This is a genomic window from Desulfuromonas soudanensis (assembly GCF_001278055.1).
Taxonomy (GTDB): domain Bacteria; phylum Desulfobacterota; class Desulfuromonadia; order Desulfuromonadales; family WTL; genus Deferrimonas; species Deferrimonas soudanensis.
Window position 1 is genome coordinate 3,717,633 of record NZ_CP010802.1, and the last position, 17,427, is coordinate 3,735,059.

Sequence of the window (17,427 nt, forward strand, 5' to 3'; positions counted from 1 at the left end):
CCGCCGGCAGATGCCGACCCGAGAAGAATGGCCCCGTCGAATTTGCCGGGGCCATTGTTTTTCCTGACCCGCGAAACGCCGGAAACGTAGAAAAAGAGAACCCATCATCCTTTACCCCTGAATAAAATCCGGATAACCGGCGAGCTCGAAGGGACCGAAGAGAATCGGCCAGGAGGCGAGAGCCATGAAGAGCAGAATGAAGCATACCGCCAGAACGATCCACTTTTTTTCAACCCGGTCGATGTCCGAGGCCAGGGTCGAGACCTTTTTCAACGGCTGGAAAACCCCGGGCAGGACTCCGAACAAGGTTCCGCCGAAGAGGCCGAGGTAGAGGGGGTAGCCGACAAACCGGTAGTTTTTCTGAAAAATATCGAAGGGGCAGTGGTGGGTGGGAAGCTCGTATATATAGAGGGAGATAAAAGAGACGATCGAGGCCAGGGATATGAGGAAAAAAATTACCGCCAGCAGGGAAAAAAGGGTGCGGAAGAAGGGGCTCTTTTTCCGGAAGCAGAGCCACGAGCTCCCGAGAAAGAGGAAGCCTGAGGCATAAAAAAATCCCATCATCGGTTTCACCGGCAGGGCCGTCATATCGGCGGCGAGCCCGCCGTCGCTGCTGCTGAAGAGCGATCCGCAACAGGAGGTGATGACTTCGGGGTGCAGGCCGAGAAAATAAACGATCTGCAGGTAGAGTTCGACGCCCACCAGGGGGGCCAGAAGGAGGAGCCAGGCAAATTTCCGCCGCGTCAGGGGGACGTCCTCGGCCTGGCTGTCGATAAAATTCAGGGCCACCCACAGGGCGGCGGCGAAAAATATCGCTATTTTCACCGCCAGGACGTACCAGCCGAGGGGGTTGGCGTTGAGAACGCCGGTGGCGCACATCGCGCCGACGAACAACGGATGAATTTCATCCACGGTGTAGATAAAAAGAAAGAGGGAGAAGATTTCAAACCCGAGGGCGTAGTTGACAATCGTCGACGCCAGATAGGTTTTTCTCTCCAGGACCAGCTGCTCCTCCGAAGAGCTGGCAAAATCCCAGCGCCGGAGAATTTTCACCGCCAGGATGCCGGCATACAGCAGCATGAGAAAGACCGTTGCGGTGCCGCAAATCAGTGCAAGAATGCCCGGATGCAGAATCACTGGTCCGAGCCCCCTTCGATGCGGCCGTCCCTCATGGAGATGGTGCGGAGGACGAGGGGATGGTTGAAGACGAGGGGGTCGTGGGTGGCGATGAGGATCGTCTTCCCCATGCGACTGATGTCTTCGAGAATGGCGAGGAGGTCGGCGGAGAGTTTGCTGTCCAGATGGGCCGTCGGCTCGTCGGCGATGACGATCTCCGGATCATTGATCAGGGCGCGGGCGATGGCGACGCGCTGCTGTTCCCCCCCGGAGAGCTTGTTGACCTTCATCTTCTCCTTTTTTTCCATGCCGAGCATGGCCAGCAGGGTGCGCCCCCGCTCCTCCATTTCGGCGAAGCCGGTCGGCTGCGGATAGAGCGGCAGAAGGATATTCTCGAGAACGGTGACGTCGCGAAGGAGGTTGAACTGCTGGAATATAAAGCCGAAGGTCTGTTGCCGGACCCGGGTGAGAAAACGCTCCGAGAGCTTGGCGACATCCTTTTCTCCGACGACAATCCGCCCCGAGGTCGGCCGCCCCATGCAGCCGATGAGGCTCAGGAGGGTGGTCTTTCCCGAGCCGCTGGGGCCCTTGAGGACGACGACTTCACCGAAATCGATACTGAGGGAGATGTCCTCGAGAGCCCGAAATTCGTCGGGCCGTCGGGAGTTGTAGATTTTGCAGACCTTTTCGGTGCGGATCAGGGGTTTCAATACGGCTCAGCCTCGCATCGCAGTTTCGGGGTCGGTAATGGCCGCCTTCCACGAGGGGACGACGGTACTGGCCACATAGGGGGTGACGGTCAGGAATCCAATGACCAGAACCTGGTAGAAATCGACGGCAGGGAGAAGACGGAAGGTCGGGAAGATGACCGACCACCCCTTGATGACCGGCGTCAGAACCGTGGCGCCGAGAAAAAAGACGTGGACATAGGCGGCAAGAAGGCCGAGGAGCAGACTGGTGAGCGAGACGGCAATCCCTTCCCAGAACTTCAGCTCGAGAATGTCGGAGGTCTCCCAGCCGATCGCCTTCAAAATGCCGATTTCCCTCTTTTCCTCGGCGCTGATTCCGGTCGCCTTATCCCAGGCGAGGATGCAGAAGGCGATCAAGGCTGCCGAAAAGACGGAGAGCATCATGCCGCTGCGCCAGTTGAAAACCCCGGCGTAGGTCCGGAGAATTTCGCTGCGGGAAATCGGCCGGGAGTGGGGAAGGATGCGCTTGATTTTCTCGGCGACGGTATTGACCTCCCGCGGGTTGCGGACCGCCACCGAGATGTCGGTGGCCAGGTCGGGGGGATAACCGAAAAAAGCCGTCAGGTCGTTGCGGCCGAGCACCACCAGGTCGTTGGTCAGCAACCGGGACTCGGCGCGGAAAACGCCGACCACTTCGAGGGAAACCCCGAGATTTTCGCTGTCGACGAGAATCAGGTCGTCGCCGGTTCCGACATTCCTCGATTGCGACACCCCGGCGCCGATGGCGCACTCGCCGGGCCCGTCGGGGAGACGTCCCTGAACCATGTCCAGGGCAGGGGGATCGGATTCGACGGCCAAAAGGGTGTAGTTGGCCTTGGTCAGGGCATCGTAGTAATACCCCCAGAACCGCGGTACGACGGCGGCCACTCCCGGGATCGCGGCAATTTTTTCGCCGTAGGCGACGGGGACCAGATCGTGACGGCCGCCGATGACCTTCTGCACGATCAGCTCCGGCGCTTCGGCCAGAAGCAGGGAGGCCTCGGTCTTCAGGGCGTGGGTCAGAAAGAGGACGGAGGAGAGAACGGCTATGGTGAAGGCATAGACGAGGATGATGGCGAGGTTTTTGTATCTCCGCCGCACCAGCGAGGAAAGGGCGTATTCGAGGATTTTCAGATGACGCATCACAATCAAGCCTGTCCGGGGATCAAGGTTGGGGGTGAAGGGTCAGAACCGGAGCGATGATGGACCCGGCGGGAAAATGCTCCAGAGCCGCAGGAAAATCCTGAAAAGGGGTGAAGCGGTCGGCCTGGGACGGATGACGGGTGTAGCGGGCCTCGGTCCAGAGGGAGAGGTCGGTCAGCTGCAAGGTTCGAACAAGTGCCTGCAAGGGAGGAAGCTCCCCGGCGAGGCGGGCGGAAACCTGACTCCGGCCATAACCGAGCAACAGCCCCAGGGCGGCGGCCAAAAAGAGCGTCAAAGCGATGAATTTCCGGTGTTTGGTCATTTGCCTGCGGGGATTTCCGAGAAGTCCAGGCCGTTGAATTGCATTATTTTCTTGCCGCCGTGATCGCGCATGAACGTTTCGGCGTTTTCCTTCCCCGCCACCGGCACCAGTTCATACCCCATCGGCCCGAGGACGTCGCTGCCGCTGACGAAAAAGACCTCCCCGACGGGCATCGGCCGCGCCGTATAGTATTCGGTCACGACCATGGCGACGATGTCGTCGGGCTTGGCTCCCGGCCTGTACTTCTCCAGGTCAAAGAAGTAAACGAACATGTCCTTCGGGCCGTCAAAAAAGGCCGTCGTCCCGTCCCTGAATTCGATGGAGGCGACCCATTCGGGGTAGGGGGCGACAAACATGCCGCAAACGACGCATCGCTCCTTCGGGCCGGGGAGCGATACTTCTTCAGCGCAAACGATTCCGGGGAGAACGAACAGGGATAGACCCAACATCATCAGAAGAAGTTTTCCGGCGCGCGTCATCAAGGGCTCAACTCCGTGAATTTGCAAGGACAGCCGGGCTTAATCCGGATCCATTCGGATCGGAACAGGGCGTCACGGCTGCGGTTTTGAAAAAATAATCCTGATAATTAAACCACAGGGCTTCCCGTTGCGCAACGGGAAGCCCTGTTTTACTCTGAGGACAGCGGCCGGTCCTGAAGGAACCGGGGCGCGGCAGGGGCGCAAGCGCCCCTTTTTTCTGGCGAAATCAATTCAACGTATAGGTGATCGGCAGGACGATTTCGGCCCTGACCGGAGGGGGAGGAAAGGGGGAGGCCCTTTTGATGGTTTCGATCACGTTTTTGTCGAGCATCCGGTAGCCGGAGCTTGTCACGACGCGGATATCGGCCACGCAACCGTTCTCGCAGACCACGAAGGAGACCCGGGTCTGCCCGGTCCACCCCTTTTCCCTGGCGATGGCCGGATAGAGAAGGTTTTTCATGATCAGCGCGCGAATGTAGGTGTAGTGCTCTTTCAGGTATTTGTCCCGCGCCGCAAAGGGTCGGCTCTCCGAATCACCGGCCTCCGCAGCCGCCCCCTCGCCGGAGGCGGCAGGAGGCATCGGGGAGGGAAATTCTTCGGCCAAAGTCCGCGGCAAAGCCCTTTCCGCCTCCGGCTCCGGGTTCTGCGGCCTCTGCTCGGCCTGCACAGGAACGGATTGGGGTTCGGGCACGGAGTCGACCGGAGGCAGCGCCTTTGGGTCAACTTTTTTTTCCGCCCGCCTCTCGATCGGCCTGGCCGCCCCCTTTTTTACTGGCGGGGGTGCCGGGCGGGCCTTCGGCACCGATTTCGACGGCTCTTCGGCGACGGGGCCGGAGGATTCGGCCAGACTGAAATCGATCAAGGAGATCGTCAGCGGCGGGGTCGTGTACCGGCTGCCGAGAAGGAGCCCTCCGAGGAGGCAAAGATGAATGGCCAGGGAATACTGCAGGGCGCGAAACTGCCGGTTCATGGCTTGAATTCCGTCTGCAGGCTGACCCTGGCGAAACCGAGGGTTTTGATGCGGCTCATGACCTCGACGAACACCTGCAGAACCAGTGTCCTGTCGGCGCGGATCAGCACCGGGGTTTCCCGGGGGAAGTCCCCGGCGCTTGTCTGCAGCCCCTCAAGACTCGTCGGGCGGCTGTTGAGAAAAATCGCCCCGCTTTTGTCGATTTCGATCACCAGCTTTTTCAGGGCATCCTGCTCTTTTTCCGCCGCCTGCGGGAGACTGATCGGTATCGTCCCCTGGGCGATAAAGGTCGAGGTGGTGAGGACGATGACCAGCAGGACGAGCATGATGTCGATAAAGGGGATAACGTTTATATAATCGAATTCCTTCTCATCCATGCCGGCCTTCCCATTCCAGCAAAAATTCCCGGACCCGGCGCACCAGGACGTTGTAGAGGGTAATGGAGGGGATGGCCACCACCAGACCGGCCGCCGTCGCCTTGAGCGCCAGGGCCAGTCCGACCATGATGACGCCGGTATCCATGAACCCTTCCCTCCCCATGGCGTAAAAGGTCAGCATGATCCCCAGGACCGTGCCGAGCAATCCGATATAGGGGGCGTTGCTGCCGATGGTGGCAATGATGTGAAGCTTGCGGGTCAGCTCCAGCTCGAGGAGCTTTTTGTTCGGATAATCGACCAGGGAGACCCGGCGGAAAAAAAGGTGTCTTTCCAGGGCCACCGCCACGGCGACGACGCTCATCGACAGCAGGAGCCCGATGATTCCGTAATCAATGGCCGGTCTGAGCCACTCCATTTCGTTTCTCCTTTGTTTTTTTGTACAGGGCGAGGGCCGAAAGCACCAGGGCGAGACCGCCGGCGCCGACGCATCCGAAGCAGGAGGGGCAGCTCGTGCCGACACAGGGAGGAGCCGACAAGAGGGTCCCCAGCCCCCCTCCGACCCCGAGAGCGGATGTGGCGATGGTGGCCTTCAACTTTCCCCCCTTCATAGGCCCGGCCCGCCGCAAGCCCCCGGCATCGACGAGGCGACGGCGGTTGCCGGAGTCTCGGCCCGGCGGCCGAGGCGACCCCTTGCCGCCGCCTTTTTGTAGGCTATGGCATTTTCCGGGCAGACCTTTTCGCACTCCCCGCAGGGGAGACAGGAAAGCTGATCGATGCACGGCTGCTTCTCCAGACCGATCGCCCAGGTGGGGCAGACCTCCAGGCAGAGGCCGCAACGGGTGCAACGCTCGGCGTCGAGGCGCATCCGGCGGCCGAACCGGCTCCCCAGCTTTGCCGCCAGGGCGTCCAGGGCGCCGACGGGACAGAAAAAATTGCAATAGCCCCTCCCCCCCCGGGCCAGGAAACCGAGAAATACAACCAGGGCCAGATTGAGCCAGCCGAGGGTGCGGAAAAAATAGGCGAGGTCGGCCGGGGTGAAAAAGGCGCCGTACAACCTCGGCACCGTCGCGAAATTGCAGTAATTGCAGCAGAGGCTCCCCAGCCCCGCCAGGGGGGCGAGAAGATAGACGGCCAGATAGCCGTATCTCACCGGGGGGGCGGGAACCGGGCTGTAGTCGATCTTCAACCTTCGCGAAACCAGCCGGCTGCCGAGTTCGGTGGTGCCGCCGATGGGACAGAGGTGACTGCACCAGTACCGGCCGAGGAACAGGGTGCTCAGCAGGATGCCGACAAGGAGAATCACCCCCATGAAACTCCGGGCAAACCCGAGGAAGAACTGGCTGAACGTCATCCCCTCCCGCCAGACGAAAAACATCCGCGGACACCAGGCGCCGCAGAAATTGCTGTCCGTTGTCCCCGCCTGAAAGAGCAGGGACAGGGGGGGCATGAAGAGGAGGACTCCGAGGAGTAGAAGGGGGGTGCGGTGGCGTCGGAAGAAATGGATTTTAATGGGACTCTCCGGCATGGCCTCTCTCTCCGTCTTTTCTGAAGTCGATGGGAATCCGCAACAGTTCCTTTCGGCCGGAAGCCTCGTAGAAGGCCAGGGATACGCCGGTTTTTTCGCAAGAATGACCTTCGGCAACCCCTTCCCCCGGTTTCATGACCACCCACAGGGCGAGGCGATCGCCGGGTTTGATCCCGTGATAGACGCCCTCCTGAAAAGTCGGGTGGGGCCGGAGCCCGAGATCGAAGCCGGGCTGGGAATTGTAGAGGGCGTACTCCATCGCCGGCCCCCCTTCCAGCAGCACCCGAACGTCCCCGGAAAAAGGGGGGAGAACGGTGGCGGTGGCGATCAGGGTGTATCTGTCCTTCCCGGCGGTGAAGACGGGGGGATGCCTCACCTTTCCACCCCGCAGGGAAAGGAGCCCCATGGAATGAGCGGCATCCTCGAAGCGGGTCGTGGCTCCGAGAAGGGCCAGGGCCGTCGCCGTCAGGAAAAAAACCGTTTTTTTACCTCGCATCTGCCACCCCTCAAAATTGGTAGGACACCTTGGCGAAAAGGGTCCTGGGCGCCCCGGGACGAAAGGCCAGGGTCTCTCCGGATTTTGTGACTTCCATGGCATAGAGCTTGTCGAAGACGTTGTAGGCGTCGACCGTGACATTCCAGCGGTCGTTTTCCCAGCCGACCATGAAATTGGTCAGGAAATCGTAGCCGGAATATTTTTCCGAGTTGGCGTTGTCGACCCAGTATTCTCCCCAGCTGTTGGCATCGATTCGACACTTGAAGCCGCTGGAATGGCGGTAGAGTCCGAAAAGGCTGTACTGATGCTCGGGGATATACGGCAGCCGGTTGCCGCCGCGATCGAGGAGGACGGTTTCGGTCGTTCCGCTGACGGGGTTGAAAACCCGCACCGGCTCCTGGAACTCGTCGAACTGGAAATCACTGTAGGTATAGGTTCCTCCCAGGGCCAGCCCCGGGAGAGGGTGAATCTCCATCTCCAGCTCGATCCCGCGCTTGTCGGTCTCCCCGGCATTGCTGTAGGACGTCTCGCCCCCTTCGAGAACGGTTTGGACAATCTCGTCCTGCACCTCCATTGTGAAGACCGCCAGGTCGAAACGGTGCCCGCCGGGAAAGCGCCCCTTCAAGCCGGCTTCGACGTTTCTCGTCCGGGCGACACCAAGGTCCGGATTCTCCGCGAGTTCGCTCGACTGCGGGGTCTGAAATCCCGTCGACAGGTTGCCATAGAGATGGAGCCAATCGGTCACTTTGTAGACGGTTCCGATCCGGGGACTGATCTGGTCGTAACTTCGGTCGACCTCGATGCTCTGGCGGTTGGGAAGATAGCGGTTGGCGCCGAAGACAAACTCCTGAAAAATTTCCGCTTCCAGATCGAACTTCACCCGGTCGTAACGAACGCCGAAATCGAGGAGCCAGGGCTCGGAAAGAGTGAGGGACTCCTGGGCATAGACCCCCACCTTGCTGACGGTGTCGTCGTTGATTTCCGCCAAATCCCCCCGGACATCCGAAAGAGTAAAGAGAATCTGTCCGCTGGGGGAGGTCGCAACGTCCCGGTAGGTAAACTTCTCCCCGTCCGAAGCGTCGACCTGCCCCGCCGTCCCGAAGGTCAACACCCCGGCCCGACCGAGGAAGGAATGGTCCAGATCGGCCTGGATATCGACGCCGTAGACGTCGGCGCCGCCGTCATTGATCATCCCCGTCACCGGATGGAAATGCTGCCAGTGCTGATAGTAGGCGAGAGGCTTGAGGTGAATGTCCCCGAAATCCTTTTTCAGCTTGAGCCCGGTGGAAAAGATCTCGCTGTCCCGGCTCGAGTTCCGGAAGGGTTCCGAGGTCAACTGGGTGGAATCGGCCCAAAACGCCTCCTGGCTCAGGGTCCCCGGAAGTTGCAGGTCCGCCTCGGTGTAATTGAAATTGAGTTCGACTGAGCTGCCGTCCGCGAAGAGATGGCCGATCCTGGCCCCCCCCTGGCTCGTTTCGAACCGGCTCCATTGCCGCCAGCCGTCGGTGGATTTGTGCGTCCCGCTGAGGGTGAAATAGGTCTGGCCGATACTGGTGCCATAAATCAGGTTGTACAGCCGGGTGTCGTCGCTTCCGTAGCCGAGGGTCAGTCCGCGGATTTCCTCGAAGGGGTTGCGGGTAATGACGTTGACGACCCCCCCGGCGGCATTGGCCCCGTAGAGGGTCGAGTTCGGCCCGCGGACGACATCCACCCGCTCGATGAGCTGGGTATCGACAAAATCGAGGCGGGTCATCCCGTCGGGATCGGTAATCGGTACGCCGTCGAGAAGGATCATGATTTCGCGGATGCCGTAGCGGGCCTTGAGTCCCGCTCCGCGGATGATGAGCCGGGCATCGTAGCCGCCGTTGCGGGTCTCCGCCTGGACGCCGGCCATCCCCGTCAGGGTTTCTTTCACTCCGAGGAGCCGCATGTCCTTCAATTCCTCTTCGGTGACGGTGCTGACCGCCGCCGGGATCTCCTCGGTTTTTCTTTCGGTCCGGGTCGCCGACACCACCACCTCATCCACCTCGTGGGAGCCGAGCTCTTCCGCCGCCGACCGTCCCGGCGCCAGGCAGGCAACCCCGAAAAGAGCAAGGAACAACAACCGTTTTTTCACCAGTTCACCTCCTGAAAAAGTGCATATCCCATGACAGTCTGACCGCCCTGAATTCCGGGAATTGGGTGAAAAGAGTGCTACCGGAAGTGAGAGCTCGGGGAGTAAGCTGACCCGTCAGGATCAGGACCCTTCCGTACATTTGCAAATTATTATGTTATTTATGTTGGAATGCTAGCAATAAAAAGGGGATTAACAAGGCGGATTGTTTCTTTTCATAAAAAAATTTGATATTTTGGCAACATTTATACGGACGGCAATACTTCGCGCCCTCCCTGCCGTTCCTTCCTTTCAGCCTTCTCGGCGTCTCTGCGTCTCTGGGTGAAACGGTCTTTTCCATCCCCAAAAACCCGAAGCGGCTCACCGTCTTTCACCCTCCCCCAGCCCCTCCCATCGAAGGGAGGGGAGCTTTAAGTCCCCTCTCCCCTCGTGGGAGAGGGTTAGGGAGAGGGGGCATGTGCTGGCTGCAAATGGCTAACCGGACACAACTGGGAATATGTAATCTCTGAGGGAGACAATTCCCGGCAAATTCAAAAAAAATTGTTTATCGAAGGGCAAATAAAAAAAAGGGCCTCCGGAAAGTTTCGGAGGCCCTTGATGGTGCTTAAGCAAAAAAACGGTGTGCGGTGGGATTACATCATGCCGCCCATGCCGCCCATTCCGCCCATTCCGCCCATGCCGCCGCCCATTCCGCCGGACATGGCATCGTCGCTTTTGGGAGCGTCGGCAATGACGGCCTCGGTGGTGAGCATGAGACCGGCCACGGAGGCGGCGTTCTGCAGGGCGCTGCGGGTGACCTTGGTCGGGTCGATAATCCCGGCCTCGATCATGTCGCAGTACTCGTCGGTGGCGGCGTTGAAGCCGAAGGCGCCGGTTTCGAGGGAAACGCGGTTGACGACGATGGACCCTTCCATGCCGGCGTTGCCGGCGATCTGGCGCAAGGGCTCTTCAAGAGCGCGCTTGACGATGTTGACGCCGAACTGCTGCTCCCCTTCGAGCTTGAGCTTCTCGAGAGCGGCGATGCAGCGGATCAGGGCGACTCCGCCGCCAGGGACGATGCCTTCTTCGACAGCGGCGCGGGTGGCGTGCAGGGCGTCTTCGACGCGGGCTTTCTTTTCCTTCATCTCGGTCTCGGTGGCGGCGCCGACCTTGACCACGGCAACCCCGCCGACCAGCTTGGCGAGACGCTCCTGGAGCTTCTCGCGGTCGTAGTCGCTCTTGGTCTCCTCGATCTGGGCGCGGACCATCTTGACGCGTCCCTGGATGTCGGTCTCGCTCCCGGCACCGTCGATGATGGTGGTGTTGTCCTTGTCGATGACGATGCGCTTGGCGCTGCCGAGCATGTCGAGGGTGGCGGTTTCGAGTTTGAAGCCGACTTCCTCGGAAATCACCTTGGCGCCGGTGAGGATGGCGATATCCTCAAGCATCGCTTTGCGGCGATCACCGAAGCCGGGAGCCTTGACGGCGGTGACGTTGAGGGTGCCGCGGAGACGGTTGACCACCAGGGTGGCCAGGGCTTCGCCCTCGACGTCTTCGGCGATGATCAGCAGGGGGCGCCCCTGCTTGGCGACCGGCTCGAGAATGGGGAGAAGATCGCGCATGTTGCTGATCTTCTTGTCGTGGATGAGGATCAGGGCGTCTTCCATCACCGCTTCCATGCGCTCGGCGTCGGTGACGAAGTAGGGGGAGAGGTAACCGCGGTCGAACTGCATCCCCTCGACGGTCTCGAGAGTGGTGTCCATCGACTTGGCTTCCTCGACGGTGATGACCCCTTCCTTGCCGACCTTTTCCATGGCCATAGCGAGGATGTCGCCGATGGTCTTGTCGCTGTTGGCGGAAATGGTCCCGACCTGGGCGACTTCCTTGTGGTCCTTGATCGGCTTGGAGAGTTCCTTGAGGGCGGCGACGGAGGCTTCAACGGCCTTGTCGATGCCGCGCTTGATCTCCATGGGGTTGTGGCCGGCGGAAACCAGCTTGACCCCTTCGCGATAGATCGCCTGGGCGAGAACGGTGGCGGTGGTGGTGCCGTCGCCGGCGATGTCCGAGGTCTTGGAGGCGACTTCCTTGACGAGTTGGGCCCCCATGTTCTCGAACTTGTTCTCCAGTTCGATTTCCTTGGCGACGGTGACGCCGTCCTTGGTGATCAGGGGTGCGCCGAAGGACTTCTCGATGACGACGTTGCGCCCCTTGGGGCCGAGGGTCACCTTGACGGCGTTGGCGAGCTGATTGACGCCGCTGAGAATGAGGGCGCGGGCGTCCTGTCCGAATTTAATTTCCTTGACTGCCATCTTTATCGATCTCCTTCAAAAATAGGTGTGAGCCGGTTGCCTTACTTCTCTACGACGCCGAGGACGTCATCCTCGCGCATCATCAGATACTCTTTGCCTTCGACCTTGATCTCGGTCCCGGAATACTTGCCGAAAAGGATCTTGTCGCCGACCTTGACGTCGAGGGGGAGAACCTTTCCGTCCTCGGTCACCTTCCCCTTGCCGACGGCGGCGACGAGTCCCTGCTGGGGCTTTTCCTTGGCCGAGTCGGGGATGTAGAGGCCACCGGAGGTCATGGTCTCCTCTTCGAGTCTCTCGACGATGATACGGTCGTGCAGCGGTCTGATGTTCATGGTGCGTCTCCTTTCGATAAAACCTAATGGATTACGGGAGCGTGTCCCTGGGGAAGACTTGCCGGGTCAATGTAAAAAGGCCCCCGGTTACTCGCCGACAGCGGCGAGCCGGGACCTCTCTGCAGGCACCGTCCTCGTTAGCACTCGCCGGACGGGAGTGCTAACAACAGGGGTAAATATAATCAGCCTGTCCTGAATGTCAAGGTCTTTCTGGAGAATTCGTCGACCGAGTGGGGAAAACAGCGGGATTCAGCGCCCGGAGAGGGCGTCGAGGAGGCGGGTCGCCAGGGTGCGGGCGACGTCTTCGGCGAGGTTTTTGCGTTCGGTTTCCACCGTCGAGTAGTCGTGCTCGAAAAAGGTTTCCCGGGGATAATCAAGGGTCAGGGTCGGCCGGTCGCTCCCCGGCTGATGGACCTGCAGGCGGCTCCTGAGACGGATGGCCGTGGAGCAGCATCCGCTCTCCTCGACATAGGCGAAAACCTCCCCCGTGACATAGTTGTGCTCGGCCAGCCACTGGGGGTCGACACGGGAGGTCCCCTCCTTGAGAATGACGAATTCGAATTCGCCCCCCCTGCTCCCGGCAATGAGGGTATCGACGAAGAGATCGAAAACCCCCTCCTCAATGGCGACCGGGACCATGATGGTGGTGAAGGGGACGATATAGATCGTCTCCTGCGGCGGCGGCGGCGTGAAGCCGGCTTCCATGCGCACCGAGGGGACGGCGGCGCACCCTGCCAGCAGCAGAAGGAACAGAAGGGAGTTGATGTGCTTTGCACCCATGGGCGTTTCTCCATCTCGGCGGCGGCAGGCCTGTGTCGTGGATGTTCGGTTGTTCCCTCGCCCTTGCGGCATCGACCGGAAGAGCAAGCATCCTAACCTTGCCCCCGGGAGGTTGTCAACGAGGGAATTCCTTGACATCGGCCCGGCGTGCGTGCTAAATCGCTGGCTGGTTCCGAGGCGGCATTTCGGGTGTTTTTGTGACCGAGCGCCGGGATTTAAACCACCGGGGACAGGGATCCGACAGACCGCTCCATCTACCTCGCGGTCGGGGCGTTTTTTATTTTCAAAGGAGCAACAGCGACATGGGGAAAAAACTCTACATTCCGGGACCGGTCGAGGTCAGCCCCGATGTGCTGCAGGCGATGAGCGTGCCGATGGTCGGCCACCGCATGAAGGAGTATGCCGTTCTTCACCGCGAAGTCACCACCGCCCTCAAAGGCCTGCTCAATACAACAGACCCGGTCTTTCTCTCCACCTCAAGCGCCTTCGGGGTCATGGAGGGGGCGGTGCGCAACCTGGTGCAGAAGCGCTGCGCCAACTTCGGCAACGGCGCCTTCAGCTCCAAATGGCACGACGTCACAAAACGCTGCGGCCTCGAAGCCGATCTCTACAGCGCCGAGTGGGGCGAGCCGATTACCGCCGCGATGGTCGATAAGGCTCTGGCCACCGGCCGGTATGACGCCATGACCCTGGTCCACAACGAGACCTCCACCGGCGTGATGTCCCCCCTGGAGGAGATCGCCGAGGTGATGAAAAAATACCCCGACGTCTCCTTCATCGTCGACACCGTCTCCTCCATGAGCGCCGTCCCCCTCGACGTGACGGCTCTCGGCACCGACGTCTGCCTGGCCGGAGTGCAGAAAGCCTTCGGCCTCCCTCCGGGGCTGGCGGTCTTCGCCGTCTCCCGGAACGCCCTCGACAAGGCCCGCACCACGGCCAACCGCGGCTATTACTTCGATTTCGAGGAGTTCGAGGTCAACGACCTCAAGGACAACACTCCGAGCACCCCCTGCATCACCCTGATTCATGCCCTCAACCATCAGTTGAAGAAGATGCAGGTCGAAGGTCTCGACAACCGCTATGCCCGCCATCGCGCCATGGCCGAGGCGACCCGCGGCTGGATCGAGTCCCAGGGGTTCTCCCAGTTCGCCGCCGAGGGGTGCCGCTCCCTGACCCTGACCTGCGCCAGAAACGACGGCCGCACCGATCTGGAAAAACTCAAAAAACTCGCCGGGGAGCGCGGGTACGCCATCGACAACGGCTACGGCAAGATCAAGAACCTAACCTTCCGCATCCCCCACATGGCCGACATGACCCAGGGCGATCTCGACGATCTCTTCGCCCTCCTCGAAGAGCTCCTCCCCCAGGTCCGCTCCTGAATATCCAAAGCGACGAGTCAACAATCAGGTGGTCGTGAGAAAAGATGTTCTCAACGCTGAGGCACAGAGACAGGAGAGCCGGAGAGAAAACAACATCATGAAAAGCTTTGTTTCTGATGTTCCCTGCGTCTCTCCCTCCCTCTGCGCCTCTGCGTTAAATCCTTTGTTTTAGTCAGGTTTTTCCATCAAGGCTTCAGAAATGAGCGAAAGCCCCGGCCGAATCGATTCGGCCGGGGCTTTTTTCTTCAAATCCGGCGGCAGGAACCCGGGTCAGGCGACCAGCGCCCCGCCGCAGGAAGATCCGCAACCGGCGGTGCAGCCGAAGCAGTGTTCGCCGGTGACAATGGGCCTCCCCGCCAGCAGCGCCGGGTCGATGTCGTCGATGTGGGTGGGAAGCCCCCCGGAAAGGGGGAGGCCGAGAGCCATATTGAAGTCGCAGTCGGACAGGGTGCCGTCCCAGGCGACGCAGATCTGGTGGCGGCACATCAGCCCCTCGACGGTCCCGGGGTTGAAGGCGTCGACGAGGAGGTGACGGTAGTCGCTTTCTTTCCCCTGGCGCTGCAGGTCGTCGAGAAACCGCCCGAGGGGCATATTGGTGAGGGTCAGGAGACGGGTGAAGATGATGCCGTGCTCCTGACGCAGCCGTGTCCGGTAGTCGGCCTCGAGAGCGACCTGCCCGGGAGGGAGGAAGGGGCCGCCGGGATTGTAGACGAGATTCAGACCGAGTCCCGGCTGGCGGCCGTAGCCGAGTTCGTTAAGGCGGCCAAGCGCCCGGATGCTCTTGTCGAAGACTCCGGCGCCGCGCTGGGCGGTGACATTTTTTTCCAGGTAACAGGGGAGCGAGGCGACCAGTTGAACCCCATGCTCCCGAAAAAATTCGGGGAGCCCTTCCATTCCCGCCTCGTAGAAAACCGAGAGGTTGGAGCGCACCTGCAGGGGGTGGCCGGTCGCAGAGAGGGCCTCGATCAGAAACCGGAAGTTGGGATTGAGTTCCGGCGCGCCGCCGGTGATGTCGATTTGGGCCTCGGGAAAGGCGGCGGCCAGGCGCAGGACCGACTCCATGGTCGCCCGGTCCATCACTTCCCGGCTCTGCGGTGAGCCGCCGACATGGCAGTGCCGACAGGCCAGATTGCACAGGGAACCGACGTTGACCTGGATCGTCTGCACGGCGGCGCTGGAGAGCGCCGTCCCCAGGGTTTTTTTCAGGGTATCTGCAAAGGTGTCCATGAAATTCCCGGCGCAAGAGGGGGTCGGAGGGCGGATACGGAGAAACGGGGGGCAAGGAGCAATCATGCCCCAATCTATATACATCATCACCGGGGATTAAACAATCTCCCCCGGTAAACAAAAAATCGTCTTTTCCCGGCTTGGCGGGAAAAGACGATTTTTTTCAAGGCGATCGGAAGAGAATCCTAGAAACGGGCCGAGAACCCTCCCATCAACCCTTCGTCGATCGTCCAGCCGTTGCGGGGCCCGTCAAAGTCGGCGCGGATATTCTGGTATTCGGCAAAAATCCGGATCTTGGGGGTGATGGCGTAGAAGACCCGTCCGCCGGCCTCGACCAGACGCTCGACGTCGAGGGTGGAGAAGATTTTCGGGGCATAGTAGAGCTTGGCGGAAAAGCCGAGTCCGCCGAGGGCCGGCGGCGCATAGCTGGGACGAATGCCGATCCCGGCGGCGAGGATATCCTGGTCATGGTGGGTGGCGCCGACGAAGAGCTGGGCCCCAACGCCGAGTTCGAGTCCCGGGACGTTCCCCGGGGTCCCGGAGAATTCGAATCCGCCGGAGCCCAGAGTGGTCGGCTCGTCGTCGTTGTAGAGGAAGCGGCCATAAAACTTGGCGGTTCCGTAGTTGTCCTCGACGATAGGGACGGTGAGGGCGAACTGAGCCCTTTCGTCGCTGAAGCCGACTTCCAGGGAGGTGGCCTGGGCCGATACGGCCAAAAGCGAGATCAGCAGGGCGAACAACAGAGATTTACGCATGTCATTACTCCTTTACATTTCACAGGGGTGACGTATCCCGAGCAGGGCCGCAGAATCGGGCGAACTATCGCACAAACAGGCGGCGGAAGCAACCCCCCGCGGCGAGCCGCCCCCGGGAAAAGCCGTCAACAAATCCCTTGCCCCCACCTGCCAAAAGGTGTATCCCATAGGCCGCAGCCAATCCATCAGGGAGAGAAAAGACATGGGCATCCTAGCCAACACCGTCAGTATCTGCCAGTTCCAGGTCCTGGGCGAAGTCCCCGACAAGGACCTCTTCGCCTGGGCCGCACCCCGCCTGGCCAAAAACGCCTTCCAGCCCATCGACCAGGGGGCCGAAGAGCTCTCCGTCGGCTGGGTTCACCTCGACGATTTCAAGGCCAACGACTTCGGGAACCCGGACGTCTACCGCCGCGACCATTCCCTCTGCTTCACCCTGCGCCGCGATCAGCGACGGGTTCCGGCGGCGCTGATGCGCGCCCATCTGGAGAGTGCGCTGCAGGAACATCTGGCCGCCAATCCGGGAATGCAGCGGGTCAACAAGCACAAGAAGGAGGAGTTGCGCGATGCCGTGCGCGGCGCGCTCCTCGCCCGGACGCTTCCGGCCCCCGCCACCTACGATGCGGTCTGGGACACCCGCAGCGGCCGGCTGACCTTTGCCAGTCTCAACGCCAAGGTCATCGAACTCTTCGAGACCCTCTTCAAGCAGACCTTCGAAGGGCTGCGCCTGGTGGCCGTCCACCCCTACGCCCGGGCCGCACAGGTCGTCGAGTCCGCCCTGCGGCCGGCCCTGGAAAAGGCCAACGGCGCCACCTCCGAGGCGGTGATCGACCTGATCAAGGACAACCAGTGGCTCGGCTGGGATTTTCTCCGCTGGCTGACGTACCGCAGCATGACCGGCGACTCCCGCTACGCCGTCAACCGCCCCGGCCCCGCCGTGGAAGGGGAGGAATTCATCGCCTACCCCAACGACCGCCTGGTTCTGGCCGGCGGCGGCGAAACCGGCGTGCAGAAGATCACCGTCGCCGGACCCCAGGATCATTTCAGCGAGGTCCGCACCGCCCTCCTCGGCGGCAAGGAGATCCTCGAGGCGATCATTTATCTGGAAAAGGGGGAGCACCTCTGGAAGCTGACACTGAAAGGGAGTCTCTTTCACTTCGCCTCCTTCAAGGCCCCGGCCGTCAAACTGGAAAAGGACGCCCATACGGACCAGGACAACGAGAAGATTGCCATCTTCTATGAGCGCATGCATGTCCTCGAGGAGGGTCTGCAGCTCTTCGACAGCCTCCTTGCCACCTTCCTCTCTTTGCGCCTCGGCGCCGATTGGGGGGCCCTGAATCAGGCCATCGCCGCCTGGCTGCAGGAGGACTGAGGAGACGCCGTGGCTCTCCGGACCGAAG

The 17,427-nt window shown here is 60.9% G+C and carries 19 protein-coding genes; 2 read left to right on the plus strand and 17 right to left on the minus strand.

The window, feature by feature from the left end:
• Positions 1-111: 111 nt before the first annotated feature.
• From DSOUD_RS16490 to DSOUD_RS16560, 15 genes are all read right to left on the minus strand, one after another.
• The gene (locus tag DSOUD_RS16490) at positions 112-1,137 is read right to left on the minus strand and encodes a hypothetical protein (RefSeq protein ID WP_053552035.1); all 1,026 of its coding nucleotides are present in this window, start codon (positions 1,135-1,137) and stop codon (positions 112-114) included.
• Entirely contained in the window at positions 1,134-1,826 is a 693-nt protein-coding gene (locus DSOUD_RS16495) for an ABC transporter ATP-binding protein (protein ID WP_232426464.1), read from the minus strand. Before DSOUD_RS16495 ends, DSOUD_RS16490 begins: the two co-directional genes overlap by 4 nt.
• A gap of 6 nt (positions 1,827-1,832) precedes the next feature.
• Positions 1,833-2,987, minus strand: coding sequence for an ABC transporter permease (locus tag DSOUD_RS16500; protein WP_053552036.1), 1,155 nt, complete (start codon positions 2,985-2,987; stop codon positions 1,833-1,835).
• A gap of 22 nt (positions 2,988-3,009) precedes the next feature.
• Positions 3,010-3,309 (minus strand): hypothetical protein, encoded by a 300-nt coding sequence (locus DSOUD_RS16505; protein WP_053552037.1) that lies wholly within the window; start codon positions 3,307-3,309, stop codon positions 3,010-3,012.
• Positions 3,306-3,788 carry a nitrous oxide reductase accessory protein NosL gene (locus tag DSOUD_RS16510; RefSeq protein ID WP_096335454.1) on the minus strand — a complete coding sequence of 161 codons (483 nt, stop codon included), beginning with the start codon at positions 3,786-3,788 and terminating at the stop codon, positions 3,306-3,308. The genes DSOUD_RS16505 and DSOUD_RS16510 overlap by 4 nt, the downstream gene beginning before the upstream one ends.
• A 226-nt stretch (positions 3,789-4,014) precedes the next feature.
• Positions 4,015-4,758, minus strand: coding sequence for an energy transducer TonB (locus DSOUD_RS16515; protein WP_053552038.1), 744 nt, complete (start codon positions 4,756-4,758; stop codon positions 4,015-4,017).
• Positions 4,755-5,135 (minus strand): ExbD/TolR family protein, encoded by a 381-nt coding sequence (locus DSOUD_RS16520; protein WP_053552039.1) that lies wholly within the window; start codon positions 5,133-5,135, stop codon positions 4,755-4,757. Before DSOUD_RS16520 ends, DSOUD_RS16515 begins: the two co-directional genes overlap by 4 nt.
• Positions 5,128-5,550 carry a TonB-system energizer ExbB gene (gene exbB / locus DSOUD_RS16525; protein WP_053552040.1) on the minus strand — a complete coding sequence of 141 codons (423 nt, stop codon included), beginning with the start codon at positions 5,548-5,550 and terminating at the stop codon, positions 5,128-5,130. Before exbB ends, DSOUD_RS16520 begins: the two co-directional genes overlap by 8 nt.
• Positions 5,525-5,728 carry a hypothetical protein gene (locus tag DSOUD_RS16530; RefSeq protein ID WP_053552041.1) on the minus strand — a complete coding sequence of 68 codons (204 nt, stop codon included), beginning with the start codon at positions 5,726-5,728 and terminating at the stop codon, positions 5,525-5,527. Before DSOUD_RS16530 ends, exbB begins: the two co-directional genes overlap by 26 nt.
• Positions 5,729-5,739: 11 nt before the next feature.
• Positions 5,740-6,660: a 4Fe-4S binding protein gene (locus DSOUD_RS16535; RefSeq protein ID WP_053552042.1), complete on the minus strand. Its 921-nt coding sequence runs from the start codon at positions 6,658-6,660 to the stop codon at positions 5,740-5,742.
• Positions 6,641-7,156 (minus strand): hypothetical protein, encoded by a 516-nt coding sequence (locus DSOUD_RS16540; RefSeq protein WP_053552043.1) that lies wholly within the window; start codon positions 7,154-7,156, stop codon positions 6,641-6,643. Before DSOUD_RS16540 ends, DSOUD_RS16535 begins: the two co-directional genes overlap by 20 nt.
• A gap of 10 nt (positions 7,157-7,166) precedes the next feature.
• A complete protein-coding gene (locus DSOUD_RS16545) occupies positions 7,167-9,272 on the minus strand; it encodes a TonB-dependent receptor (RefSeq protein ID WP_082351346.1) in 2,106 nt (701 codons plus the stop codon).
• Between the two features lie 629 nt (positions 9,273-9,901).
• Positions 9,902-11,557 carry a chaperonin GroEL gene (groL, locus tag DSOUD_RS16550; protein WP_053552045.1) on the minus strand — a complete coding sequence of 552 codons (1,656 nt, stop codon included), beginning with the start codon at positions 11,555-11,557 and terminating at the stop codon, positions 9,902-9,904.
• 41 nt (positions 11,558-11,598) lie between these two features.
• Positions 11,599-11,889: a co-chaperone GroES gene (groES, locus tag DSOUD_RS16555; protein ID WP_053552046.1), complete on the minus strand. Its 291-nt coding sequence runs from the start codon at positions 11,887-11,889 to the stop codon at positions 11,599-11,601.
• Positions 11,890-12,138: 249 nt separating this feature from the next.
• Complete coding sequence (locus tag DSOUD_RS16560) at positions 12,139-12,669, minus strand: hypothetical protein (protein WP_053552047.1); 531 nt, start codon at positions 12,667-12,669, stop codon at positions 12,139-12,141.
• A gap of 302 nt (positions 12,670-12,971) precedes the next feature.
• Here DSOUD_RS16560 and DSOUD_RS16565 point away from each other — a divergent pair, with 302 nt between their 5' ends.
• Positions 12,972-14,048, plus strand: coding sequence for a pyridoxal-phosphate-dependent aminotransferase family protein (locus DSOUD_RS16565; RefSeq protein WP_053552048.1), 1,077 nt, complete (start codon positions 12,972-12,974; stop codon positions 14,046-14,048).
• A gap of 270 nt (positions 14,049-14,318) precedes the next feature.
• On the opposite strand, the gene arsS is transcribed toward DSOUD_RS16565, so the two are convergent.
• Complete coding sequence (gene arsS, locus DSOUD_RS16570) at positions 14,319-15,275, minus strand: arsenosugar biosynthesis radical SAM (seleno)protein ArsS (RefSeq protein ID WP_053552049.1); 957 nt, start codon at positions 15,273-15,275, stop codon at positions 14,319-14,321.
• 185 nt (positions 15,276-15,460) lie between these two features.
• Positions 15,461-16,030, minus strand: a complete 570-nt coding sequence (locus DSOUD_RS16575; protein WP_053552050.1) for a YfaZ family outer membrane protein — start codon at positions 16,028-16,030, stop codon at positions 15,461-15,463.
• A 202-nt stretch (positions 16,031-16,232) separates the two neighbouring features.
• Here DSOUD_RS16575 and rdgC point away from each other — a divergent pair, with 202 nt between their 5' ends.
• Complete coding sequence (gene rdgC, locus DSOUD_RS16580; RefSeq protein ID WP_053552051.1) at positions 16,233-17,399, plus strand: recombination-associated protein RdgC; 1,167 nt, start codon at positions 16,233-16,235, stop codon at positions 17,397-17,399.
• The last annotated feature ends 28 nt before the right edge of the window (positions 17,400-17,427 follow it).